This is a genomic window from Lelliottia wanjuensis, from assembly GCF_030238365.1.
GTDB lineage: Bacteria > Pseudomonadota > Gammaproteobacteria > Enterobacterales > Enterobacteriaceae > Enterobacter > Enterobacter wanjuensis.
The window spans coordinates 80,934-98,385 of record NZ_JASSOT010000065.1; the positions used below are offsets into that span (position 1 = coordinate 80,934).

At 58.3% G+C, this 17,452-nt stretch carries 17 protein-coding genes; 10 read left to right on the forward strand and 7 right to left on the reverse strand.

The genetic code is table 11. The features are described from left to right. The first annotated feature begins 50 nt into the window (after positions 1 to 50). The 7 genes from iaaA (at position 51) to QQF33_RS18365 (ending at position 8,110) form a co-directional block, all read left to right on the forward strand. The gene (iaaA, locus tag QQF33_RS18335) at positions 51 to 989 is read left to right on the forward strand and encodes a beta-aspartyl-peptidase (RefSeq protein WP_285149099.1); all 939 of its coding nucleotides are present in this window, start codon (positions 51 to 53) and stop codon (positions 987 to 989) included. Positions 990 to 1,000: 11 nt separating this feature from the next. Continuing rightward, a complete protein-coding gene (gsiA, locus tag QQF33_RS18340) occupies positions 1,001 to 2,866 on the forward strand; it encodes a glutathione ABC transporter ATP-binding protein GsiA (RefSeq protein WP_285149100.1) in 1,866 nt (621 codons plus the stop codon). A gap of 33 nt (positions 2,867 to 2,899) precedes the next feature. Continuing rightward, positions 2,900 to 4,438 carry a glutathione ABC transporter substrate-binding protein GsiB gene (gene gsiB / locus QQF33_RS18345; RefSeq protein WP_285158391.1) on the forward strand — a complete coding sequence of 513 codons (1,539 nt, stop codon included), beginning with the start codon at positions 2,900 to 2,902 and terminating at the stop codon, positions 4,436 to 4,438. Between the two features lie 48 nt (positions 4,439 to 4,486). Continuing rightward, entirely contained in the window at positions 4,487 to 5,407 is a 921-nt protein-coding gene (gene gsiC / locus QQF33_RS18350) for a glutathione ABC transporter permease GsiC (protein ID WP_095281371.1), read from the forward strand. Between the two features lies 1 nt (position 5,408). Then, the gene (gene gsiD / locus QQF33_RS18355) at positions 5,409 to 6,320 is read left to right on the forward strand and encodes a glutathione ABC transporter permease GsiD (RefSeq protein WP_282492303.1); all 912 of its coding nucleotides are present in this window, start codon (positions 5,409 to 5,411) and stop codon (positions 6,318 to 6,320) included. Between the two features lie 179 nt (positions 6,321 to 6,499). Further along, complete coding sequence (gene bssR / locus QQF33_RS18360) at positions 6,500 to 6,883, forward strand: biofilm formation regulator BssR (protein ID WP_095281373.1); 384 nt, start codon at positions 6,500 to 6,502, stop codon at positions 6,881 to 6,883. A 108-nt stretch (positions 6,884 to 6,991) separates the two neighbouring features. Beyond that, the gene (locus tag QQF33_RS18365; RefSeq protein ID WP_285149102.1) at positions 6,992 to 8,110 is read left to right on the forward strand and encodes a PQQ-dependent sugar dehydrogenase; all 1,119 of its coding nucleotides are present in this window, start codon (positions 6,992 to 6,994) and stop codon (positions 8,108 to 8,110) included. On the opposite strand, the gene QQF33_RS18370 is transcribed toward QQF33_RS18365, so the two are convergent. Next, a complete protein-coding gene (locus tag QQF33_RS18370) occupies positions 8,111 to 8,737 on the reverse strand; it encodes a glutathione S-transferase family protein (RefSeq protein WP_095281375.1) in 627 nt (208 codons plus the stop codon). A 258-nt stretch (positions 8,738 to 8,995) separates the two neighbouring features. Here QQF33_RS18370 and dacC point away from each other — a divergent pair, with 258 nt between their 5' ends. Continuing rightward, positions 8,996 to 10,198, forward strand: a complete 1,203-nt coding sequence (dacC, locus tag QQF33_RS18375) for a serine-type D-Ala-D-Ala carboxypeptidase (RefSeq protein ID WP_285149104.1) — start codon at positions 8,996 to 8,998, stop codon at positions 10,196 to 10,198. A 131-nt stretch (positions 10,199 to 10,329) separates the two neighbouring features. Here dacC and deoR read toward each other — a convergent pair whose 3' ends face one another. The 3 genes from deoR to QQF33_RS18390 all read right to left on the reverse strand — a co-directional run bounded on the left by deoR (position 10,330) and on the right by QQF33_RS18390 (position 12,500). After that, positions 10,330 to 11,088: a DNA-binding transcriptional repressor DeoR gene (deoR, locus tag QQF33_RS18380; RefSeq protein ID WP_285149105.1), complete on the reverse strand. Its 759-nt coding sequence runs from the start codon at positions 11,086 to 11,088 to the stop codon at positions 10,330 to 10,332. A gap of 67 nt (positions 11,089 to 11,155) precedes the next feature. Next, the gene (ybjG, locus tag QQF33_RS18385; RefSeq protein WP_285155609.1) at positions 11,156 to 11,764 is read right to left on the reverse strand and encodes an undecaprenyl-diphosphate phosphatase; all 609 of its coding nucleotides are present in this window, start codon (positions 11,762 to 11,764) and stop codon (positions 11,156 to 11,158) included. 7 nt (positions 11,765 to 11,771) lie between these two features. Next, positions 11,772 to 12,500, reverse strand: a complete 729-nt coding sequence (locus tag QQF33_RS18390; protein WP_282492309.1) for a phosphatase PAP2 family protein — start codon at positions 12,498 to 12,500, stop codon at positions 11,772 to 11,774. Between the two features lie 168 nt (positions 12,501 to 12,668). Between QQF33_RS18390 and QQF33_RS18395 the strand changes: the two genes are divergently transcribed. Next, a complete protein-coding gene (locus QQF33_RS18395) occupies positions 12,669 to 13,898 on the forward strand; it encodes an MFS transporter (RefSeq protein ID WP_285158392.1) in 1,230 nt (409 codons plus the stop codon). 99 nt (positions 13,899 to 13,997) lie between these two features. On the opposite strand, the gene QQF33_RS18400 is transcribed toward QQF33_RS18395, so the two are convergent. Together QQF33_RS18400 and QQF33_RS18405 are read right to left on the reverse strand one after the other, a co-directional pair. Beyond that, on the reverse strand, positions 13,998 to 14,810 hold the full coding sequence (locus tag QQF33_RS18400; protein WP_282492311.1) for a Cof-type HAD-IIB family hydrolase: 813 nt from the start codon (positions 14,808 to 14,810) through the stop codon (positions 13,998 to 14,000). Next, entirely contained in the window at positions 14,800 to 16,014 is a 1,215-nt protein-coding gene (locus QQF33_RS18405; RefSeq protein WP_282492312.1) for an MFS transporter, read from the reverse strand. Before QQF33_RS18405 ends, QQF33_RS18400 begins: the two co-directional genes overlap by 11 nt. An 80-nt stretch (positions 16,015 to 16,094) precedes the next feature. Here QQF33_RS18405 and QQF33_RS18410 point away from each other — a divergent pair, with 80 nt between their 5' ends. Continuing rightward, positions 16,095 to 16,637, forward strand: a complete 543-nt coding sequence (locus tag QQF33_RS18410; protein WP_285145473.1) for a TetR/AcrR family transcriptional regulator — start codon at positions 16,095 to 16,097, stop codon at positions 16,635 to 16,637. On the opposite strand, the gene QQF33_RS18415 is transcribed toward QQF33_RS18410, so the two are convergent. Continuing rightward, entirely contained in the window at positions 16,634 to 17,422 is a 789-nt protein-coding gene (locus QQF33_RS18415; RefSeq protein WP_285158393.1) for an SDR family NAD(P)-dependent oxidoreductase, read from the reverse strand. The two genes, QQF33_RS18410 and QQF33_RS18415, sit on opposite strands and share 4 nt — an antisense overlap. Positions 17,423 to 17,452: the final 30 nt, after the last annotated feature.

Here is a 17,452-nt window from a genome sequence, read left to right on the forward strand (position 1 = left end):
ATAATGATATTTATAGGAAAAGCAGCGCCTTTACGCTGACAGGTGATGAAATGGGTAATGCGGTAATCGCAATTCACGGCGGCGCAGGGGCGATTACCCGGGCGAAGCTGAGTCCGGAGCAGGAAATTCGCTATGTCGATGCGCTTTCTGCCATTGTCGAAGCGGGCCAGCGGATGCTGGAGGCGGGCGAGAGCGCGCTGGATGTCGTCACCGAGGCGGTACGTTTGCTGGAAGAGTGCCCGCTGTTTAACGCGGGTGTTGGTTCGGTCTTTACCCGCGACGAAACCCACGAGCTGGACGCCTGCGTGATGGACGGCAACAGCCTGAAAGCGGGCGCGGTGGCGGGTGTCAGCCATCTGCGCAACCCGATTCTGGCGGCGCGTCTGGTGATGGAGCAAAGCCCGCACGTCCTGATGACGGGTCCAGGCGCGGAGCAGTTTGCCGCGGAGCATGGCATGGAATTAGTCCCTGCACAGATCTTCTCGACGCCCGAGCGTTATCAGCAATTATTGGAAGCGCGCGACGCGGGGATCACCCAGCTCGATCACGCGGCACCGCTGGATGAAAGCACCAAAATGGGCACCGTCGGCGCGGTGGCGCTGGATAAAGAGGGCAACCTCGCGGCAGCCACCTCGACCGGCGGTATGACCAACAAATTACCGGGCCGGGTAGGGGACAGCCCTCTGCCGGGCGCGGGATGCTATGCCAATAACGCCAGCGTGGCGGTCTCCTGTACCGGCACCGGCGAAGTCTTTATCCGCACGCTCGCCGCGTATGACATCGCCGCATTGATGGATTACGGCAACTTAAGCCTCGCCGAGGCCTGCGAGCGCGTGGTGATGGAAAAACTCCCGGCGCTCGGCGGCAGCGGCGGGCTGATTGCCGTCGATCGCGAGGGCAACGTTGCCTTGCCGTTTAACAGTGAAGGGATGTATCGCGCCTGGGGTTATGCCGGCGATGCGCCATCGACGGGAATTTATCGTGAATAAGGGGTTTATGCGTGCCGCACAGTAACGAACTGGACAGCCGGGAAGTCCTGGCCGTCCACAACCTGAACATCGCGTTTCAGGAAGAGCGGCGGCCTGTCCCGGCGGTAAAACAGCTTTCGTTCTCCCTCAAGCGAGGCGAAACGCTGGCGATTGTCGGTGAGTCCGGCTCCGGGAAGTCCGTCACCGCTCTGTCGCTGATGCGTCTGCTGGAGCAGGCGGGCGGGATCATCGACTGCGACAGCCTGCTGTTACGCCGTCGCAACCGACAGGTGATCGATCTTACCGAACTGAGTCAGTCGCAAATGCAGAGCGTGCGCGGCGCGGACATGGCGATGATTTTCCAGGAGCCGATGACCTCGCTTAACCCGGTGTTTCCGGTGGGCGAGCAGATCGCCGAATCCATCCGACTGCATCAGGGGCTCAACCGCGAGCAGGCGCTGGCGGAAGCCAAACGCATGCTGGAGCTGGTGCGCATTCCTGAAGCTCAGACCATCCTCGGGCGCTATCCGCATCAACTTTCGGGCGGGATGCGCCAGCGGGTGATGATCGCCATGGCGCTGTCGTGCCGTCCGGCGGTGCTGATTGCCGACGAACCGACCACCGCGCTGGATGTGACCATCCAGGCGCAGATCCTCCAGCTCATCAAAGTCCTGCAGCAGGAGATGGAGATGGGGGTGATTTTTATCACCCACGATATGGGCGTGGTCGCCGATATTGCCGACCGGGTGCTGGTGATGTATCAGGGCGAAGCCGTTGAAACCGGTAGCGTCGAGCAGATTTTCCACGCCCCGGAACACCCTTACACCAAAGCGCTGCTGGCGGCGGTCCCGCGATTAGGGGCGATGAACGGCACCGATTTGCCGCGCCGTTTCCCGCTGATTTCGCCGGGCGTGGCGCAAAGTGCGGAAACCGAACAAGACACAGTGGTACCGGGCGAGCCGATTCTTAAGGTGCGCGATCTGGTCACCCGATTCCCGCTGCGCGGCGGGCTGCTTAACCGCGTGAAGCGCGAAGTACATGCCGTTGAAAACGTCAGTTTTGATCTCTGGCCGGGCGAAACCCTGGCGCTGGTGGGCGAATCCGGCTGTGGAAAATCGACCACCGGACGGGCGCTGCTCAGGCTGGTGGAATCCCAGGAGGGGAGCATTACCTTTAACGGCGAGCGTATCGACACCTTGCCCGCCAGTAAATTGCAGCCCCTGCGCCGGGATATTCAGTTTATCTTCCAGGACCCGTATGCGTCCCTCGATCCGCGCCAGACGGTCGGTTACTCGATCATGGAGCCGCTGCGGGTGCATGGCCTGCTGAAAGGCGAAGAGGGGCAGCGGCGCGTCGCCTGGTTACTGGAACGCGTGGGGTTGAAGCCGGAACATGCCTGGCGTTATCCGCACGAGTTTTCCGGCGGGCAGCGTCAGCGCATCTGCATTGCCCGCGCGTTGGCTCTGAATCCCAAGGTGGTGATCGCCGACGAATCCGTCTCGGCGCTGGATGTCTCCATCCGCGCGCAAATCATCAACTTACTGCTCGATCTCCAGCGCGAGCTGGGCATCGCATTTTTGTTTATCTCCCACGACATGGCGGTGGTAGAACGCATCAGCCATCGTGTGGCGGTGATGTACATGGGGCAGATCGTCGAGATCGGCCCGCGTCGCGCGGTGTTTGAAAACCCGCAGCATCCTTATACCCGCAAGCTGATGGCCGCCGTTCCGGTGGCCGATCCGGCGCACCGCCACGGCCAGCGGGTGCTGTTGCAGGATGAGATGCCGGGCAATATCCGTAAACGCGGCGAAGCGACGGAGCGTGTGGTCCTGCGCGAAGTCGGCCCCGGCCACTTTGTGGCCCCGCCGCATCAACACAATGCATTTTCACGCTTATAGCCTTTGACAGACAGGGAACAACAGGAGAATACAATGACAAAATTTGTTGCTCGTTCATGGCTGTTAGCCGCGAGCGTGACGGCCGCGCTGGCTGCAACGCCCGCGTTTGCGGCCAAAGATGTGGTGGTCGCCGTGGCGTCCAACTTCACCACGCTGGACCCGTATGACGCCAACGACACGCTGTCACAGGCGGTGGCAAAATCCTTCTATCAGGGGCTGTTCGGCCTTGATAAAGAGATGAAGCTGAAAAACGTGCTGGCCGAGAGCTATACCGTCTCCGATGACGGCCTGGTCTACACCATCAAACTGCGCAGCGGCGTCAAGTTCCAGGACGGGACCGATTTCAACGCCGAGGCGGTGAAGCTCAACCTCGATCGCGCCAGCGATAAAGAAAACAGCCTCAAGCGCTATAACCTGTATAAAAACATCGCCAGCACCGAAGCGGTCGATCCGACCACGGTGAAAATCACCCTGAAAGAGCCGTTCTCGGCGTTTATCAATATTCTGGCGCACCCGGCGACGGCGATGATCTCCCCGGAAGCGCTGAAAAAATACGGCAAAGAGATTGGCTTCCACCCGGTCGGCACCGGGCCGTACGAGCTGGTGACCTGGAATCAGACCGATTTTGTGAAGGTGAAGAAATTCGCCGGGTACTGGCAGAAAGGGCTGCCGAAGCTGGACACCATCACCTGGCGTCCGGTGGTCGATAACAACTCCCGCGCGGCGATGCTGCAAACCGGCGAAGCGCAATTTGCCTTCCCAATCCCTTACGAGCAGGCCGCGATTCTGGAAAAAAACAGCAAGCTGGAGCTGGTCGCCAGCCCGTCGATCATGCAGCGCTACATCAGCATGAACGTCACGCAAAAGCCGTTTGATAACCCGAAAGTGCGTGAGGCGATCAACTACGCTATTAACCGTCAGGCGCTGGTGAAGGTGGCCTTTGCGGGCTACGCCACGCCAGCGACGGGTATCGTCCCGCCGTCGATTGCCTACGCCCAGACCTACAAGCCGTGGCCTTACGATCCGGCGAAAGCGCGCGAATTGCTGAAAGAGGCGGGCTTCCCGAACGGCTTTAGCACCACGCTCTGGTCTTCGCACAATCACAGCACCGCGCAGAGAGTGCTGCAGTTCACCCAGCAGCAGCTGGCGCAGGTGGGCATCAAAGTGCAACTGACGGCGATGGACGCAGGCCAGCGCGCCGCCGAAGTCGAAGGCAAAGGGCAGAAAGAGAGCGGAGTGAGAATGTTCTACACCGGTTGGACCGCCTCGACGGGTGAAGCCGACTGGGCGCTGTCGCCGCTGTTTGCCTCGCAGAACTGGCCGCCGACGCAGTTCAACACCGCGTTCTACAGCAATCCGCAGGTGGACAAAGATCTGACGGACGCCCTGAAAACCACCAAAACCGACGAGAAAGAGCGTCTGTACAAGGATGCGCAGGATACCCTGTGGAAAGAGTCGCCGTGGGTACCGCTGGTGGTTGAAAAACTGGTCTCTGCCCATAACAAGGCGCTGACCGGGTTCTACATCATGCCGGATACGGGCTTCAGCTTCGATGACGCGGATTTGAAATAACAGAACTCATTCCCGCGGGCGATGGCCTGCGGGATGAGAGGGAAAGGCATGCTGAATTATGTTTTTAAACGCCTGCTGGGCTTAATCCCCACGCTGCTGATTGTGGCGGTGCTGGTGTTTTTGTTTGTCCATATGCTCCCCGGCGATCCGGCGCGGCTCATCGCCGGGCCGGAGGCGGATTCGACGGTCATTGAGATGGTGCGCAAGCAACTGGGTCTCGACCGGCCGCTGTATGTGCAGTTCTGGCACTACATCACCAACGTGTTGCAGGGCGATTTCGGTACGTCGATGGTGTCGCGCCGTCCGGTCTCCGAGGAGATCGCCAGCCGCTTTATGCCGACCTTCTGGCTGACGATTGCCAGTATGTGCTGGGCGATGATCTTCGGGCTGGCGGCGGGAATTATTGCCGCCGTATGGCGCAATCGCTGGCCGGATAAGCTGGGCATGGCGCTGGCCGTCACCGGGATTTCGTTCCCGGCGTTTGCACTGGGGATGCTGCTGATGCAGATTTTCTCCGTCGAACTGGGCTGGCTGCCGACGGTGGGGGCGGATACCTGGAAGCACTACATCCTGCCGTCGCTGACCTTAGGCGCGGCGGTGGCTGCGGTAATGGCGCGCTTTACCCGCGCCTCGTTCGTCGATGTGCTAAGTGAAGACTACATGCGCACCGCGCGAGCCAAAGGGGTGAGCGAGAAGTGGGTGATCCTCAAACACGGCCTGCGCAACTCGATGATTCCGGTCGTCACGATGATGGGCCTGCAGTTTGGTTTTTTGCTCGGCGGTTCGATTGTGGTGGAGAAGGTCTTTAACTGGCCGGGGCTCGGTCGTCTGCTGGTCGACTCCGTCGACATGCGCGACTATCCGGTGATTCAGGCAGAAGTGCTGCTGTTTTCACTGGAGTTTATTCTTATCAACTTAGTGGTGGATGTGCTCTACGCCGCCATTAACCCGGCTATCAGGTACAAGTAAGATGCGATTGTTTAACTGGCGTCGTCAGGCCATTTTGCAGGCCATGCCGGGGTTAAAACCGGACCATATCCGCACGCCGTGGCTGGAGTTCTGGCGTCGATTTCGCCGTCAGCCGGTGGCGATGACCGCCGGATTGTTCGTTCTGCTGCTGATCCTGGTGGCGATTCTGGCGCCGTGGATCACGCCGTTCGATGCCGAGAATTACTTCGACTACGACCGGCTGAACGATGGCCCGTCGATGATGCACTGGTTTGGCGTGGATTCCCTGGGGCGCGATATCTTTAGCCGCGTGCTGGTGGGGGCGCAAATCTCGCTGGCGGCGGGGGTCTTCGCGGTGCTGATCGGCGCGGCGATTGGCACGGTGCTCGGGCTGCTGGCCGGTTTCTACGAAGGCTGGTGGGACCGCATTATCATGCGCATCTGCGACGTGCTGTTTGCCTTTCCTGGTATTTTGCTGGCGATCGCGGTGGTGGCGATCATGGGCAGCGGGATGGCGAACGTGATTATCGCCGTGGCGGTGTTTTCCATTCCGGCGTTTGCCCGCCTGGTGCGCGGCAATACGCTGGTCCTGAAACAGCAGACGTTTATCGAGTCGGCGCGCAGTATCGGCGCCAGCGATGCGACGATCTTGTTCAACCATATCCTGCCCGGCACGGTCTCCTCGATTGTGGTCTATTTCACCATGCGTATCGGCGTGTCGATCATTTCGGCGGCGAGCCTGTCGTTTCTGGGACTGGGCGCACAGCCGCCGACCCCGGAGTGGGGCGCGATGCTTAACGAAGCGCGGGCCGATATGGTGATTGCGCCGCACGTGGCAATCTTCCCGAGCCTGGCGATCTTCTTTACGGTGCTGGCGTTTAACCTGTTAGGGGATGGTTTGCGCGACGCGCTGGATCCGAAGATTAAAGGGTAGTACGGCGGAAAGTGCCGGGTGGCGGCTGCGCCTTACCCGGCCTACGGCCCTGGCGCCAGGAAAGTTGTTACATTGTAAATGATGTTAATTAGTTTCGATTTATTGACCTGCCGCATTATTCTGTACAAAAAATGAGCTTATTCTGATCCTGCACAATGGCTGACAAGGGAGGAAATAGCATGTCCGTTGACAGACTGAAACGCGATCTTCTGAACAAGCTGATCAATGCCCGGATTGACCTTGCGGCATACCTGCAGTTAAGGATGGCAAAAGGGTACATGTCAGTCAGCGAAAGCGACCATCTGCGTGATAATTGTTTTGAACTGTGTGACTACATGCGTGAAAAAGCGCCGATCCTGCGGGATCACTACGACGCTGATGAACAGCTTGTCCTGCAACGCGCGGCTGACGCGTTGTCCAAAGCTGCCGTATGCCTGATGACCGGACACCATGATTGTCCAACGTTTGTCGCCGTCAGCGCAGAGAAACTTGAACACTGCCTGACGACACTGACTCTCTGCATTATGTGCCTGAAAGAGCATGCCGCGCTCCATCAGCACTGAATCTCGGGGGAGGCGACTCCCCCTTCTGCTTAAGCTTTTGTAAAAGTGCTCACGCGCCCGAACGACCTGGCTACTCTTTATGCCAAACGTCGAAAAAAGGAGTGCGTAATGCGCCGATCTTCGCTGATTCCTCTCTCGCTTGTATTCCTCTCTGCTTCGGTGATGGCCGCGCCCGCAGCCGTTAAGGTCGATGTGCTGCAAACCAAACTCGATCACCCCTGGTCGATGGCCTTTTTGCCAGATAACCAGGGGATGTTGATAACGCTGCGCGGCGGGCAGCTCAAGCACTGGCAGGCGGGGAAAGGGCTGTCGGATCCGATTGTCGGCATCCCGAAAGTCTGGGACAGCGGGCAGGGCGGGCTGTTTGACGTGGTGCTGGCCCCGGATTTTGAAAAATCGCGCCGCATCTGGCTGAGCTATGCCGAAGTCGGCAATGACGGAAAAGCGGGCACGGCGGTGGGATATGGCCGCCTGAGTGACGATCTGTCGCGCGTCGAAGCCTTCCAGGTGGTGTTCCGCCAGATGCCGAAACTTTCAACGGGCAATCACTTCGGCGGACGGTTGGTCTTCGACGGTAAAGGTTATCTCTTTATCGGGCTGGGTGAGAACAACCAGCGCCCGACGGCGCAGGATCTCGATAAACTCCAGGGCAAAGTGGTGCGCCTGACGGATCAGGGCAAGGTTCCGGCGGACAATCCGTTCGTCGATAAAGCGGGCGCGCGCCCGGAAATCTGGTCCTACGGCATTCGCAATCCGCAGGGCATGGCGATGAACCCGTGGACCGACGTGCTATGGCTCAACGAGCACGGCCCGCGCGGCGGGGATGAGATCAACATTCCCGAAAAAGGCAAAAACTACGGCTGGCCGCTGGCGACGCACGGCATCAACTACAGCGGCCTGAAAATTCCGGAAGCCAAAGGCGAGCACGTCGAAGGCACCGAGCCGCCACTGTTCGTCTGGAAAGTGTCGCCCGCGGTGAGCGGGATGGCGTTCTACAACAGTGACGTTTTCCCGCAGTGGAAAAACAAACTGTTTGTCGGCGCGCTGAAAGAGAAGGACGTGATTGTCCTCAGCGTGAACGGCGATAAGGTGACGGAGGACGGGCGGATTCTGGGGGATAGAGGCAACCGCGTTCGCGATGTGCGCGTCGGGCCGGATGGTTATCTGTACGTGCTGACCGACGAATCGGACGGGCAACTGCTGAAAGTCAGCCCGTCCGGGGCCTGATTAGCTGACCGGGATCATCACCGCCTTCTGGAAAGCCGGGCGCTCTTTAAGCTGCGCGATCCAGCGCTCCAGGTTCGGATGCGATTGCCACTCCAGCCCGACGTTGGTCAGGTTCCAGATAAACGGCCCGACGGCGATATCGCCCACGCCAAACGCGCTGCCCGAGAGCCACGGCTGATTCGCCAGGGCGTCGTCCAGCAGCGCAAACATTTTCTCGCAGGCCTCTTTCCCGGCGTTGATGGCGGCGTAATCGCGCTCGGCTTCCGGGGTTCTGACCAGTCCCATCAGGATCGGACGGTGTGCCACAGAAAGCGTCTGGTTCGCCCAGTCCATCCATTTTTCCCCTTCGGCGCGACGGGCAGGATTATCCACCCACAGGCGATTTTGCCCGTATTGCGCCGCCAGATAACGTACGATGGCGTTGGATTCCCACAGGGTTAAATCGGTTTCATCGTCGCGTAACAGCGGCACCAGCCCGTTCGGGTTCATCGCCAGATATTCGGCGTCTTTGTTCACGCCAAACTGCAAACCGGCCATGATCTGGTTAAACGGTAAATCCAGCTCTTCCAGCGTCCACAGCACTTTCTTGACGTTGGTTGAATTGTTCCTGCCCCACAGCGTAATCATATTGGCTCCTGAATGAGTGAAATAACCTGAGTGGTGAATCAAAGCCTGCGGTTTCACATGGTGAGATAAACCTAACATTTACGCAACAGAAGACAAAAAAATCGCATCAGGAACAGCGCCCCGGCCCGTTATTGCGTAAACTTTAAAAACTTTACCTGGTTTAGGTTTCTTTAGACTCATTAGTACGTTATTACTCATCGCTTCTTGCGACACGGTGATGTGACGTGATTTTTTAGAAAGGACACTCGGGTGGCATTTATGACGCATAAAACTTCTTCTCTGCGAAGCCTCGCAGCAGGCTCCGTACTGCTTTTCCTGTTTTCTCCAACCCTGTATGCAGCGGAAGCCGCGGCCCCTGAAGCGCCGCCGGTCGACGCGCGCGCGTGGATCCTGATGGACTACGCCAGCGGCAAAGTGCTGGCCGAAGGCAACGCCGACGAACAGCTCGATCCGGCGAGTCTGACCAAGATCATGACCAGCTACGTGGTCGGGCAGGCGCTCAAAGCCAACAAAATTAAGCTCGACGATATGGTGACCATCGGCAAAGACGCCTGGGCCACCGGCAACCCGGCATTGCGCGGTTCATCCGTGATGTTCCTGAAACCGGGGGACCAGGTTTCCGTATCGGATCTGAATAAGGGGGTGATTATTCAGTCGGGTAACGATGCCTGTATCGCGCTGGCGGATTACGTCGCCGGGAGTCAGGACTCCTTTATCGGCCTGATGAACGGCTACGCGCAGAAGCTGGGTCTGACCAAAACCACCTTCAAAACCGTTCACGGCCTGGACGCGCCGGGGCAGTTCAGTACCGCGCGCGATATGGCGCTGCTGGGCAAAGCGTTGATCCACGACGTGCCGGATGAGTACGCTATCCACAAAGAGAAAGAGTTTACTTTCAACAAGATTCGCCAGCCGAACCGCAACCGTCTGCTGTGGAGCAGCAACGTGAACGTGGACGGCATGAAAACCGGCACCACCGCGGGCGCGGGCTATAACCTGGTGGCTTCTGCGACCCAGGGCGATATGCGTTTGATCTCCGTGGTGCTGGGCACCAAAACCGACCGTATCCGCTTTAACGAATCTGAAAAACTGCTGACCTGGGGCTTCCGCTTCTTTGAAACGGTGACGCCGATTAAGCCGGATGCGACCTTCATCAGCCAGCGCGTCTGGTTTGGCGATAAGAGCGAAGTGAATCTGGGCGCGGGTGAAGCGGGTTCTGTGACGATTCCGCGCGGACAGCTGAAAAACCTGAAAGCGAGCTACACGCTGACCGATCCGCAGCTCACCGCGCCGCTGAAAAAGGGCCAGGTGGTCGGGACGATTGATTTCCAGCTGAACGGCAAATCCATCGAGCAGCGTCCGCTGATCGTGATGGAAGCGATAGAAGAGGGCGGGTTCTTTAGCCGGATGTGGGACTTCGTGATGATGAAATTCCACTCGTGGTTTGGCGGTTGGTTTTAAGTGAGTTCAGCGCCGTCTGCCATGCCCGGCGGCGCTTCGCTTGCACGGGCCTACAAAAACCGTGCGCAAGCATCAATTGAATCCGATCTTGTAGGCCGGGTAAGCGTAAGCGCCACCCGGCAAAACCGCACTCAATACATCAACTTAATCTGCTGCGCCTTCGCATGGGTGACCAGCTCGTCATCCGGCTTACAGTCGCTCACAATCGCGTCAAAACGCGCCAGCTCACCCATCCGTGCCGGGCGGACTTTGCCAAATTTGCTGTGATCCACCACCAGCACATGATACTGCGCGGCATTCATCGCCCAGTGCTTCACCGTCAACTCTTCGAGATTAAAGCAGGTCGCACCCTGACGCACGCTCACGCCCGCTGCCGAGTAAAAGGCGATATCCGGACACAGATTGCTCAGCGTATCCTGCAAATTCAACGGTTTGAAAATGGCATTGCTGGCGTGAAACTCGCCGCCGCAGAGGATCACCCGACACTCAGGTTTCTCCTGAAGCGCCAGAAAGGTGTTCAGGGAGTAGCACACCGCCGTGAACGGCAGCGTGTTATCGATGGCTTCGATAATCCACGGCGTGGTCGTGCCGCAGTCGAAAAACAGGGTCTGATGGGGTTGCACAAGGGAAGCGGCCAGCCGCGCGGCTTTGCGTTTCTCCTCGACCAGGCGGGTTTTTTGATCGCTCAGCAGATAATGGCTGCCGCTGCGCGGCTCCAGCACAATATAACCGCCGAGCAGTACCACTGGGGCACTTTCGCTGTTCAGGTCGCGACGGATGGTCATCTCGGAAACGCCGAGCAGGGTGGCGGCTTCTTTGAGATGCAGCTTATCGCTGCGCTTCAGGGCGTGCAGCAGCTGGGAGATGCGGTCGTCGCGTCGTGTTTCCATAGATCCTCGGGGCGAAAAAGTGAACCCCCACAATGTGGGGGTTCAAGTGTAACCTGTCGGACCGGGATTAGTCACGTATCCAGCCCTTGCGGATGGGCAAGGCAAAGCAGAAGCGGTAAACCCGCTGCAGCCCGCGATAAATCTGCTGGCCCATGATATTCCACAGGATTTGCGCTGTCAGACAGCCCATAAAACCAACCAGCAATCCGCCCAGCATATCCAGCGGCCAGTGGACGCCGAGGTAAACGCGCGACCAGGCGATGCCAAGGGCGATAACCATCAACACCACGCCCGACCAGACGCGATGCCAGAACAGGAACGCCAGCGCGAAGGTGAAAATCACCGTGCCGTGATCGCTTGGGAAGGAGTCATCTGCCGCGTGGTGCAGGAAGTTTGAACCGATATGGTCGACAAACGGACGGTCGTGCGGGAACAGATGTCCCAGCGTCCAGGAGGCGGTCATGCTCACCGCCAGGGCCATCGCAATCTTTATCACCAGTTGGCGCTGGGCGCTGACCTGCTTGCGCGGGCCCCACAGCCAGAGGATCGCGATGAGCAGGGGCACGATGTTAATCAGATCTTTGGCGACAAATTTGGCAAAGATAATCATCCACTCCGGTGACGCCGGGGTGGCATTAATCAGATAAAACAGTCCGTAATTGAGATTCTCTAACATTCCATCATCACTCTTTTGCAAACCAGGCAGAAACAAGGCCGTAAGCCACGACCTGAGAAAACCACACCCACCAACCTGCCCACAGGTTGTGAGAGAAAAAATGCGCACCGCGCATCACCTGACCGAAGCCCATCGCCAGCCCGACCGCTGCGCCCAGGGCGACGAAGCACCACGCCAGACGAGGACGCTCACGCCAGAAGGCGAAAAACAGCCCCATGATCATAAAGCCGCTCGAAGCGTGCCCACCGGGGAAACAGCGACCGGGGCCGCTACCCTCTGGCGCGCTGCCAAACAGCGGATACGACACCGCCTTGCCGCCGTACTCCAGCAGATCCCACGGGCAGCTGTGGTGGCTGATGCTTTTCAGCACGCCCACCACCAGCGTTCCGAGTCCCATCAACAATGCGCCCGTCACCAGCGGCATATTGCGGCGCAACGCGCCATAAATCAGCGCGACTGCCGCCAGCGCAATGGCGATGTACTTCGCCAGCCGATGGTTCAGCAGGTCCAGCAGGTGATTTTGCTGGAGCGGGAAATGGTGAGTGGCGGCGTCATACCAGAAACCCGTTATCCACCGATCCAGCGTTTCATCGCGTGAAAGCCAGGTAAACAGCACCGCCAGAACAATCAGCACGAAAAGCTGATAACCATAAAAGCGGGCCGGTAAACGGTAAAGGGGTTTTGTCTTAGTTGTCGGCGACTTAGATAAATCTGATGGGGCAGTATTGTGGGCCATAAATGACGTTCGTTGACGGGAAATAGGGGCATCATAAAGGTGTCAACTTAAGGAAACCTTAAACGGCGACGATATGTGCTTTATTTCTGTTTATCTTCGATAATTTACTATCTCGCGACCCGTCATTTCATTACACTCATCGCGATTTTTACATCAAAAAGAGACCGCATGTTAAACCGTTCTTCTTCCGGTAATCGTCTGGGTCGTCAGGCGTTACTTTTCCCTCTGTGTCTGGTGCTTTACGAATTCTCTACCTATATCGGCAACGATATGATCCAGCCGGGTATGCTGGCCGTGGTGGAGCAGTTCAACGCCGGGATCGAGTGGGTTCCAACCTCCATGACCGCCTATCTGGCTGGCGGCATGTTTTTGCAGTGGCTGCTCGGGCCGCTGTCAGATCGTATTGGCCGTCGCCCGGTCATGCTCACCGGCGTGGTGTGGTTTATCGTCACCTGCCTCGCCATTCTGCTGGCGCAAACCATTGAACAATTTACGATCCTGCGCTTTTTGCAGGGGGTGAGCCTGTGCTTTATCGGCGCGGTGGGGTATGCCGCCATTCAGGAGTCCTTTGAGGAGGCGGTGTGTATCAAAATTACCGCCCTGATGGCAAACGTGGCGCTGATTGCGCCGCTGCTCGGCCCGCTGGTGGGCGCGGCCTGGGTACACGTTGCGCCGTGGGAAGGAATGTTTGTGCTTTTCGCGCTCCTGGCGGCAATCTCCTTCTTCGGCCTGCACCGCGCGATGCCGGAGACCGCCACCCGTCTCGGCGAAAAGCTGTCCCTGAAAGAGCTGGGGCGCGACTATAAAGAAGTGCTGAGAAATGGCCGCTTTGTGGCGGGCGCGCTGGCGACCGGTTTTGTGAGCCTGCCGCTGCTGGCATGGATTGCCCAGTCGCCGGTGATCATCATCAGCGGCGAGAAGCTCAGCAGCTACGAATATGGTCTGCTTCAGGTGCCGATTTTTGGCGCGCTGATTATCGGCAACCTGGTGCTGGCACGCCTCACATCGCGTCGTTCCGTGCGGTCGCTGATCATCATGGGCGGCTGGCCGATTGTCGCTGGGCTGGTGGTCGCGGCTGTGGCCACCGTCGCCTCTTCACATGCTTACCTGTGGATGACGGCCGGGCTGAGTATTTATGCCTTCGGTATCGGCCTGGCAAACGCCGGGCTGGTGCGCCTGACGCTGTTCGCCAGTGAAATGAGTAAAGGCACGGTCTCCGCCGCGATGGGGATGCTGCAGATGCTGATTTTCACCGTCGGGATCGAAGTCAGCAAACACGCCTACAGCTTTGGCGGCAACGGGCTGTTCAGCCTGTTTAACCTCGCGAACGGCGTGCTGTGGCTGGGGCTGATGGTGGTGTTCCTGAAAGATAAGCGCGTCGGCAACGCGTTGCAGTAAGTTTTGCCGGGTGGCGGCTGCGCCTTACCCGGCCTACATCTCGTGTTTGTCGCTTTTGTAGGCCCGGTAAGCGTAGCGCCACCGGGCGTTTAGCGGGCACTAATTAAACGGTGCTTCCCCGTTCAACGCTTTCTCAATCACATCCAGCACGCCTTCATCGTTGTTATGCGGCGCTTCAAAACGTGCGACCGCTTTGATGTGCGGTTTGGCGTTGGCCATCGCGAAACTAAAGCCCGCCTGGCGCAACATCTCCACGTCATTCCCGCTGTCACCAAATGCCACGACTTCGCTATCGGCAATGCCCCAGTGCTGCTGCAAAATCCGCAGACCGTTCGCCTTGTGCACGCCCGGAATGATCAGGTCGATATTGCCATGCCCGGTGGTCACCGGAACCATAATGTCGCTCAGCTCGGCGTGGATCATCTCCTGCACGCGCGGAATATCGCTGTCCGGCAGATTCAGCCCGAATTTAAAGAAGATGTCGTCCAGATGGTCAAAGTTATCGACCATTTCCAGACGATGGTAATACTTCGCCGCCATCTCTTTCAGGCTGTCGTCATAGGCTTTCAGGGTATAGGCGCTGCTTTTCCCGCAGGCGATCACTTCCACTTCCGGCAGCGCGCAGAGAAAACGTGCCACCGTATCAAACTGGGCTTTGGTCAGCTCGCCGTTAAACACATCTTCGCGGGCATTCACCACCCAGCCGCCGTTTTCTGCGACAAAGGCGATCTCATCGGCAATCTCCGGGAAGAAGGAGATCAGCTGGTAATACTGATTCCCGCTGGCGACGACGAAGCGAATGTCCTGCTCCTTCATGCGTGCATACTGCGCCAGAAAGCGCTCGCGGTTGTAGGTTTTGGCGTCGCTCAGGAAGGTTCCATCCATGTCGACAGCGATTAACTTAACGCTCATATCCCTTCTCCATTGCTGAATGTTGCGTAACAGGTTTTGCCACGGCTTTCGCGACCAGTGCGGCGACAATGACCAGGGCTAACACCACCAGCATCGCGCTGCGCAGCCCATAATGTTCACCGAGGAAACCAAGCAGCGGCGGGCCGACCAGGAAGGCGAGATAGCCGGTGGTCGCAACCACGCTGACGCGCGTCGGGGCGTCCGGGCCTGTATCGCTGGCCGCCGAAATGGTTAGCGGGAAACCGAGCGATGCGCCCGCGCCCCACAGGATAACCGAGACACCGGCGATCCAGTCCACGTCGACAAAAATAATCAGCGCGATACCCAGAGCACCCATCATCGCGCTGGCGCGCACCACGGCGACGCGGCTGTAGCGGTCGATAAACCAGCCGCCGGTGAAGCGCCCGACGGTCATTCCGAGGGTAAACCCGGCGTAAATCAGCGAGCCGGAGGTTGGGCTAAAGCCGTGACCGTCGACCATCAGCAGTGGCAGCCAGTCGTTGGCGGAGCCTTCGGCAAACGCCATCGCCAGGACCACCACGCCGATCAGCATCAGCTGCATATCGCGATAAAAGGGTAATCCTTTCTCGGTCGTTTTTTGCTCTTCCGCGCTGTTTTTGCCGGTGCCATCAGGAATAAAAGTGATGCCGGTCAGAATTGGCAGAATGCACACCAGCGCGGCCAGCAAAATATGCAGACTGGCGGCGGTGCCAAAGGCCGTCAGCGCCATGCCGACACCGGCGCCAGCGAGCGTACCCAGGCTGTAAAAGCCGTGCATCATTGGCAAAACGGTTTTGTTCAGCTCGCGCTCAACCGCTGCGCCTTCGACATTAATCGCCACTTCTGCCGCGCCAAAGCTGCCGCCAAAGACCATCAGACCAAAGGCAAACATCACCGGCGATGCGAACCACAGGGCGGCGCTCAGGAAAAACATGCCAACCACGGCGCTGCACATGGTGGTGCGGATCACTTTCCGCGTGCCAAAACGCTTCACCAGCCATGCCGAGCAGAGAATGCCGCTCATCGATCCGATCGACAGGCCAAACAGCACGATGCCCATTTCAGCCGTCGACACCGACAAAATATCGCGGATCGCAGGGGTACGCGTTGCCCAGGATGCCATCAGCAATCCGGGAATAAAGAAGAACATAAACAGCGCCCACAGGCGTCGCTGCAGGGCTTTACGAGGAGAAATCAACGTCATTGAGGAGCACCGGAAGTACAACAATAGCGACAACACTAGCAAGTTTGTGTACATTTGTACACAAACCGAAAGGGGAAAATATGAGCAGAAGACCAAACGATCCGCAGCGGCGGGAACGGATACTGCAGGCCACGCTGGAGTCCATCGCCGAGCATGGGATCAATGCGGTGACGCACCGTAAAATCGCCACCTGCGCGGGCGTGCCGCTGGGGTCGATGACCTATTATTTCGACGGTATCGACTCGCTGCTCGAAGAGGCATTTACCGGATTTACCCGCGATATGTCCCGACAATACCGCGAGTTTTTTGCCGGTGTAACCGGACCGGAGATGGCCTGTGAAGCTATCACTACGCTGATCCACAGCTCAGAAGTCACCACGCCGCACAATATGGAGCTGATGTACCAGCTCTATGCGCTGATGAACCGTAAACCGGCGCTGAAAAAAGTGATGCAAGACTGGATGCAAACCAGCCAGAGCACCCTGGAGCAGTGGTTTGATCCGGTGACTACCCGTGCGCTGGATGCTTTTATTGAAGGCATGACGCTGCATTTTGTCACCGATCGCGAACCGCTATCACGGGAAGAGATCCGGGCGATGGTAGGGCGGATTGCGGGGCTTTAATGCGTCGCCCCCGCGGTCACGTTTACCACTGTTCCGGTCATCGCCCCAGCACGATCGGAGGCGAGGAAAGTCACCAGCTCGGCCACTTGTGCGAGCGTCGGCAGCCGCTTCAGCATCGTGCTCTGCGCGGCGCCTTCCAGAAATTGATCAACCGTTAACCCCATCGACTGCGCTTTTATCGTAAACAACTCCCCGGTATACGAACCCGCCTCAACCGCGCCGGTAATGGCATGAGACCGCACGCCGACGACGCGAATATTCTTCGGCCCCAGTTCGCTGGCGAGAGCCCGGACGAACGCCTCAATAACCGCGCAGCCGACGATATGACCCAGATGGTTTGGCATCGCCATCGTCGCCGCTGGGGCAACGACCGTAATCATTACGCCCGCGCGATCGCCGCCCATGTAAGGGGAGACAGCTTTTGAGATGTTGAAGAGGGCGGTGAGAAAAGGATCGATTCCTTGTTTGAACTCGGCTAGAGAAAGTTCAGCGAGCGATTTGCCCTGATTGTGCATAAACCCCGTCGCGTTAACGACGATATCAATGCCGCCAGCTTCCTGAGCCAGCTTGGCGGTTTGCTCATGAATGGATTGCTCATCGAGGGCATCGATGACCCAGGTATGTGCCGTTCCACCGGCTGAGCGGATTTCGTTCGCGATGCGATCGAGCTTGTCCTGATGCCGCGCGGCAAGGTAAACATGCGCCCCTTCGCGCGCCAGAGTTCTGGCGGTTTCGCTACCGATGGCGCCACTGCCACCGAAAATGACGGCGGTTTTGTTTTTCATCAACTTATCTCCCGGGTGTTTAGCATTTAA

Coding starts and splice junctions, on each gene's coding strand:
- iaaA (WP_285149099.1), top strand. CDS start 51: ATGGGTAATGCGGTAATCGCAATTCACGGCGGCGCAGGGGCGATTACC.
- gsiB (WP_285158391.1), top strand. CDS start 2,900: ATGACAAAATTTGTTGCTCGTTCATGGCTGTTAGCCGCGAGCGTGACG.
- gsiC (WP_095281371.1), top strand. CDS start 4,487: ATGCTGAATTATGTTTTTAAACGCCTGCTGGGCTTAATCCCCACGCTG.
- gsiD (WP_282492303.1), top strand. CDS start 5,409: ATGCGATTGTTTAACTGGCGTCGTCAGGCCATTTTGCAGGCCATGCCG.
- bssR (WP_095281373.1), top strand. CDS start 6,500: ATGTCCGTTGACAGACTGAAACGCGATCTTCTGAACAAGCTGATCAAT.
- QQF33_RS18365 (WP_285149102.1), top strand. CDS start 6,992: ATGCGCCGATCTTCGCTGATTCCTCTCTCGCTTGTATTCCTCTCTGCT.
- QQF33_RS18370 (WP_095281375.1), bottom strand. CDS start 8,737: ATGATTACGCTGTGGGGCAGGAACAATTCAACCAACGTCAAGAAAGTG.
- dacC (WP_285149104.1), top strand. CDS start 8,996: ATGACGCATAAAACTTCTTCTCTGCGAAGCCTCGCAGCAGGCTCCGTA.
- deoR (WP_285149105.1), bottom strand. CDS start 11,088: ATGGAAACACGACGCGACGACCGCATCTCCCAGCTGCTGCACGCCCTG.
- ybjG (WP_285155609.1), bottom strand. CDS start 11,764: ATGTTAGAGAATCTCAATTACGGACTGTTTTATCTGATTAATGCCACC.
- QQF33_RS18390 (WP_282492309.1), bottom strand. CDS start 12,500: ATGGCCCACAATACTGCCCCATCAGATTTATCTAAGTCGCCGACAACT.
- QQF33_RS18395 (WP_285158392.1), top strand. CDS start 12,669: ATGTTAAACCGTTCTTCTTCCGGTAATCGTCTGGGTCGTCAGGCGTTA.
- QQF33_RS18400 (WP_282492311.1), bottom strand. CDS start 14,810: ATGAGCGTTAAGTTAATCGCTGTCGACATGGATGGAACCTTCCTGAGC.
- QQF33_RS18405 (WP_282492312.1), bottom strand. CDS start 16,014: ATGACGTTGATTTCTCCTCGTAAAGCCCTGCAGCGACGCCTGTGGGCG.
- QQF33_RS18410 (WP_285145473.1), top strand. CDS start 16,095: ATGAGCAGAAGACCAAACGATCCGCAGCGGCGGGAACGGATACTGCAG.
- QQF33_RS18415 (WP_285158393.1), bottom strand. CDS start 17,422: ATGAAAAACAAAACCGCCGTCATTTTCGGTGGCAGTGGCGCCATCGGT.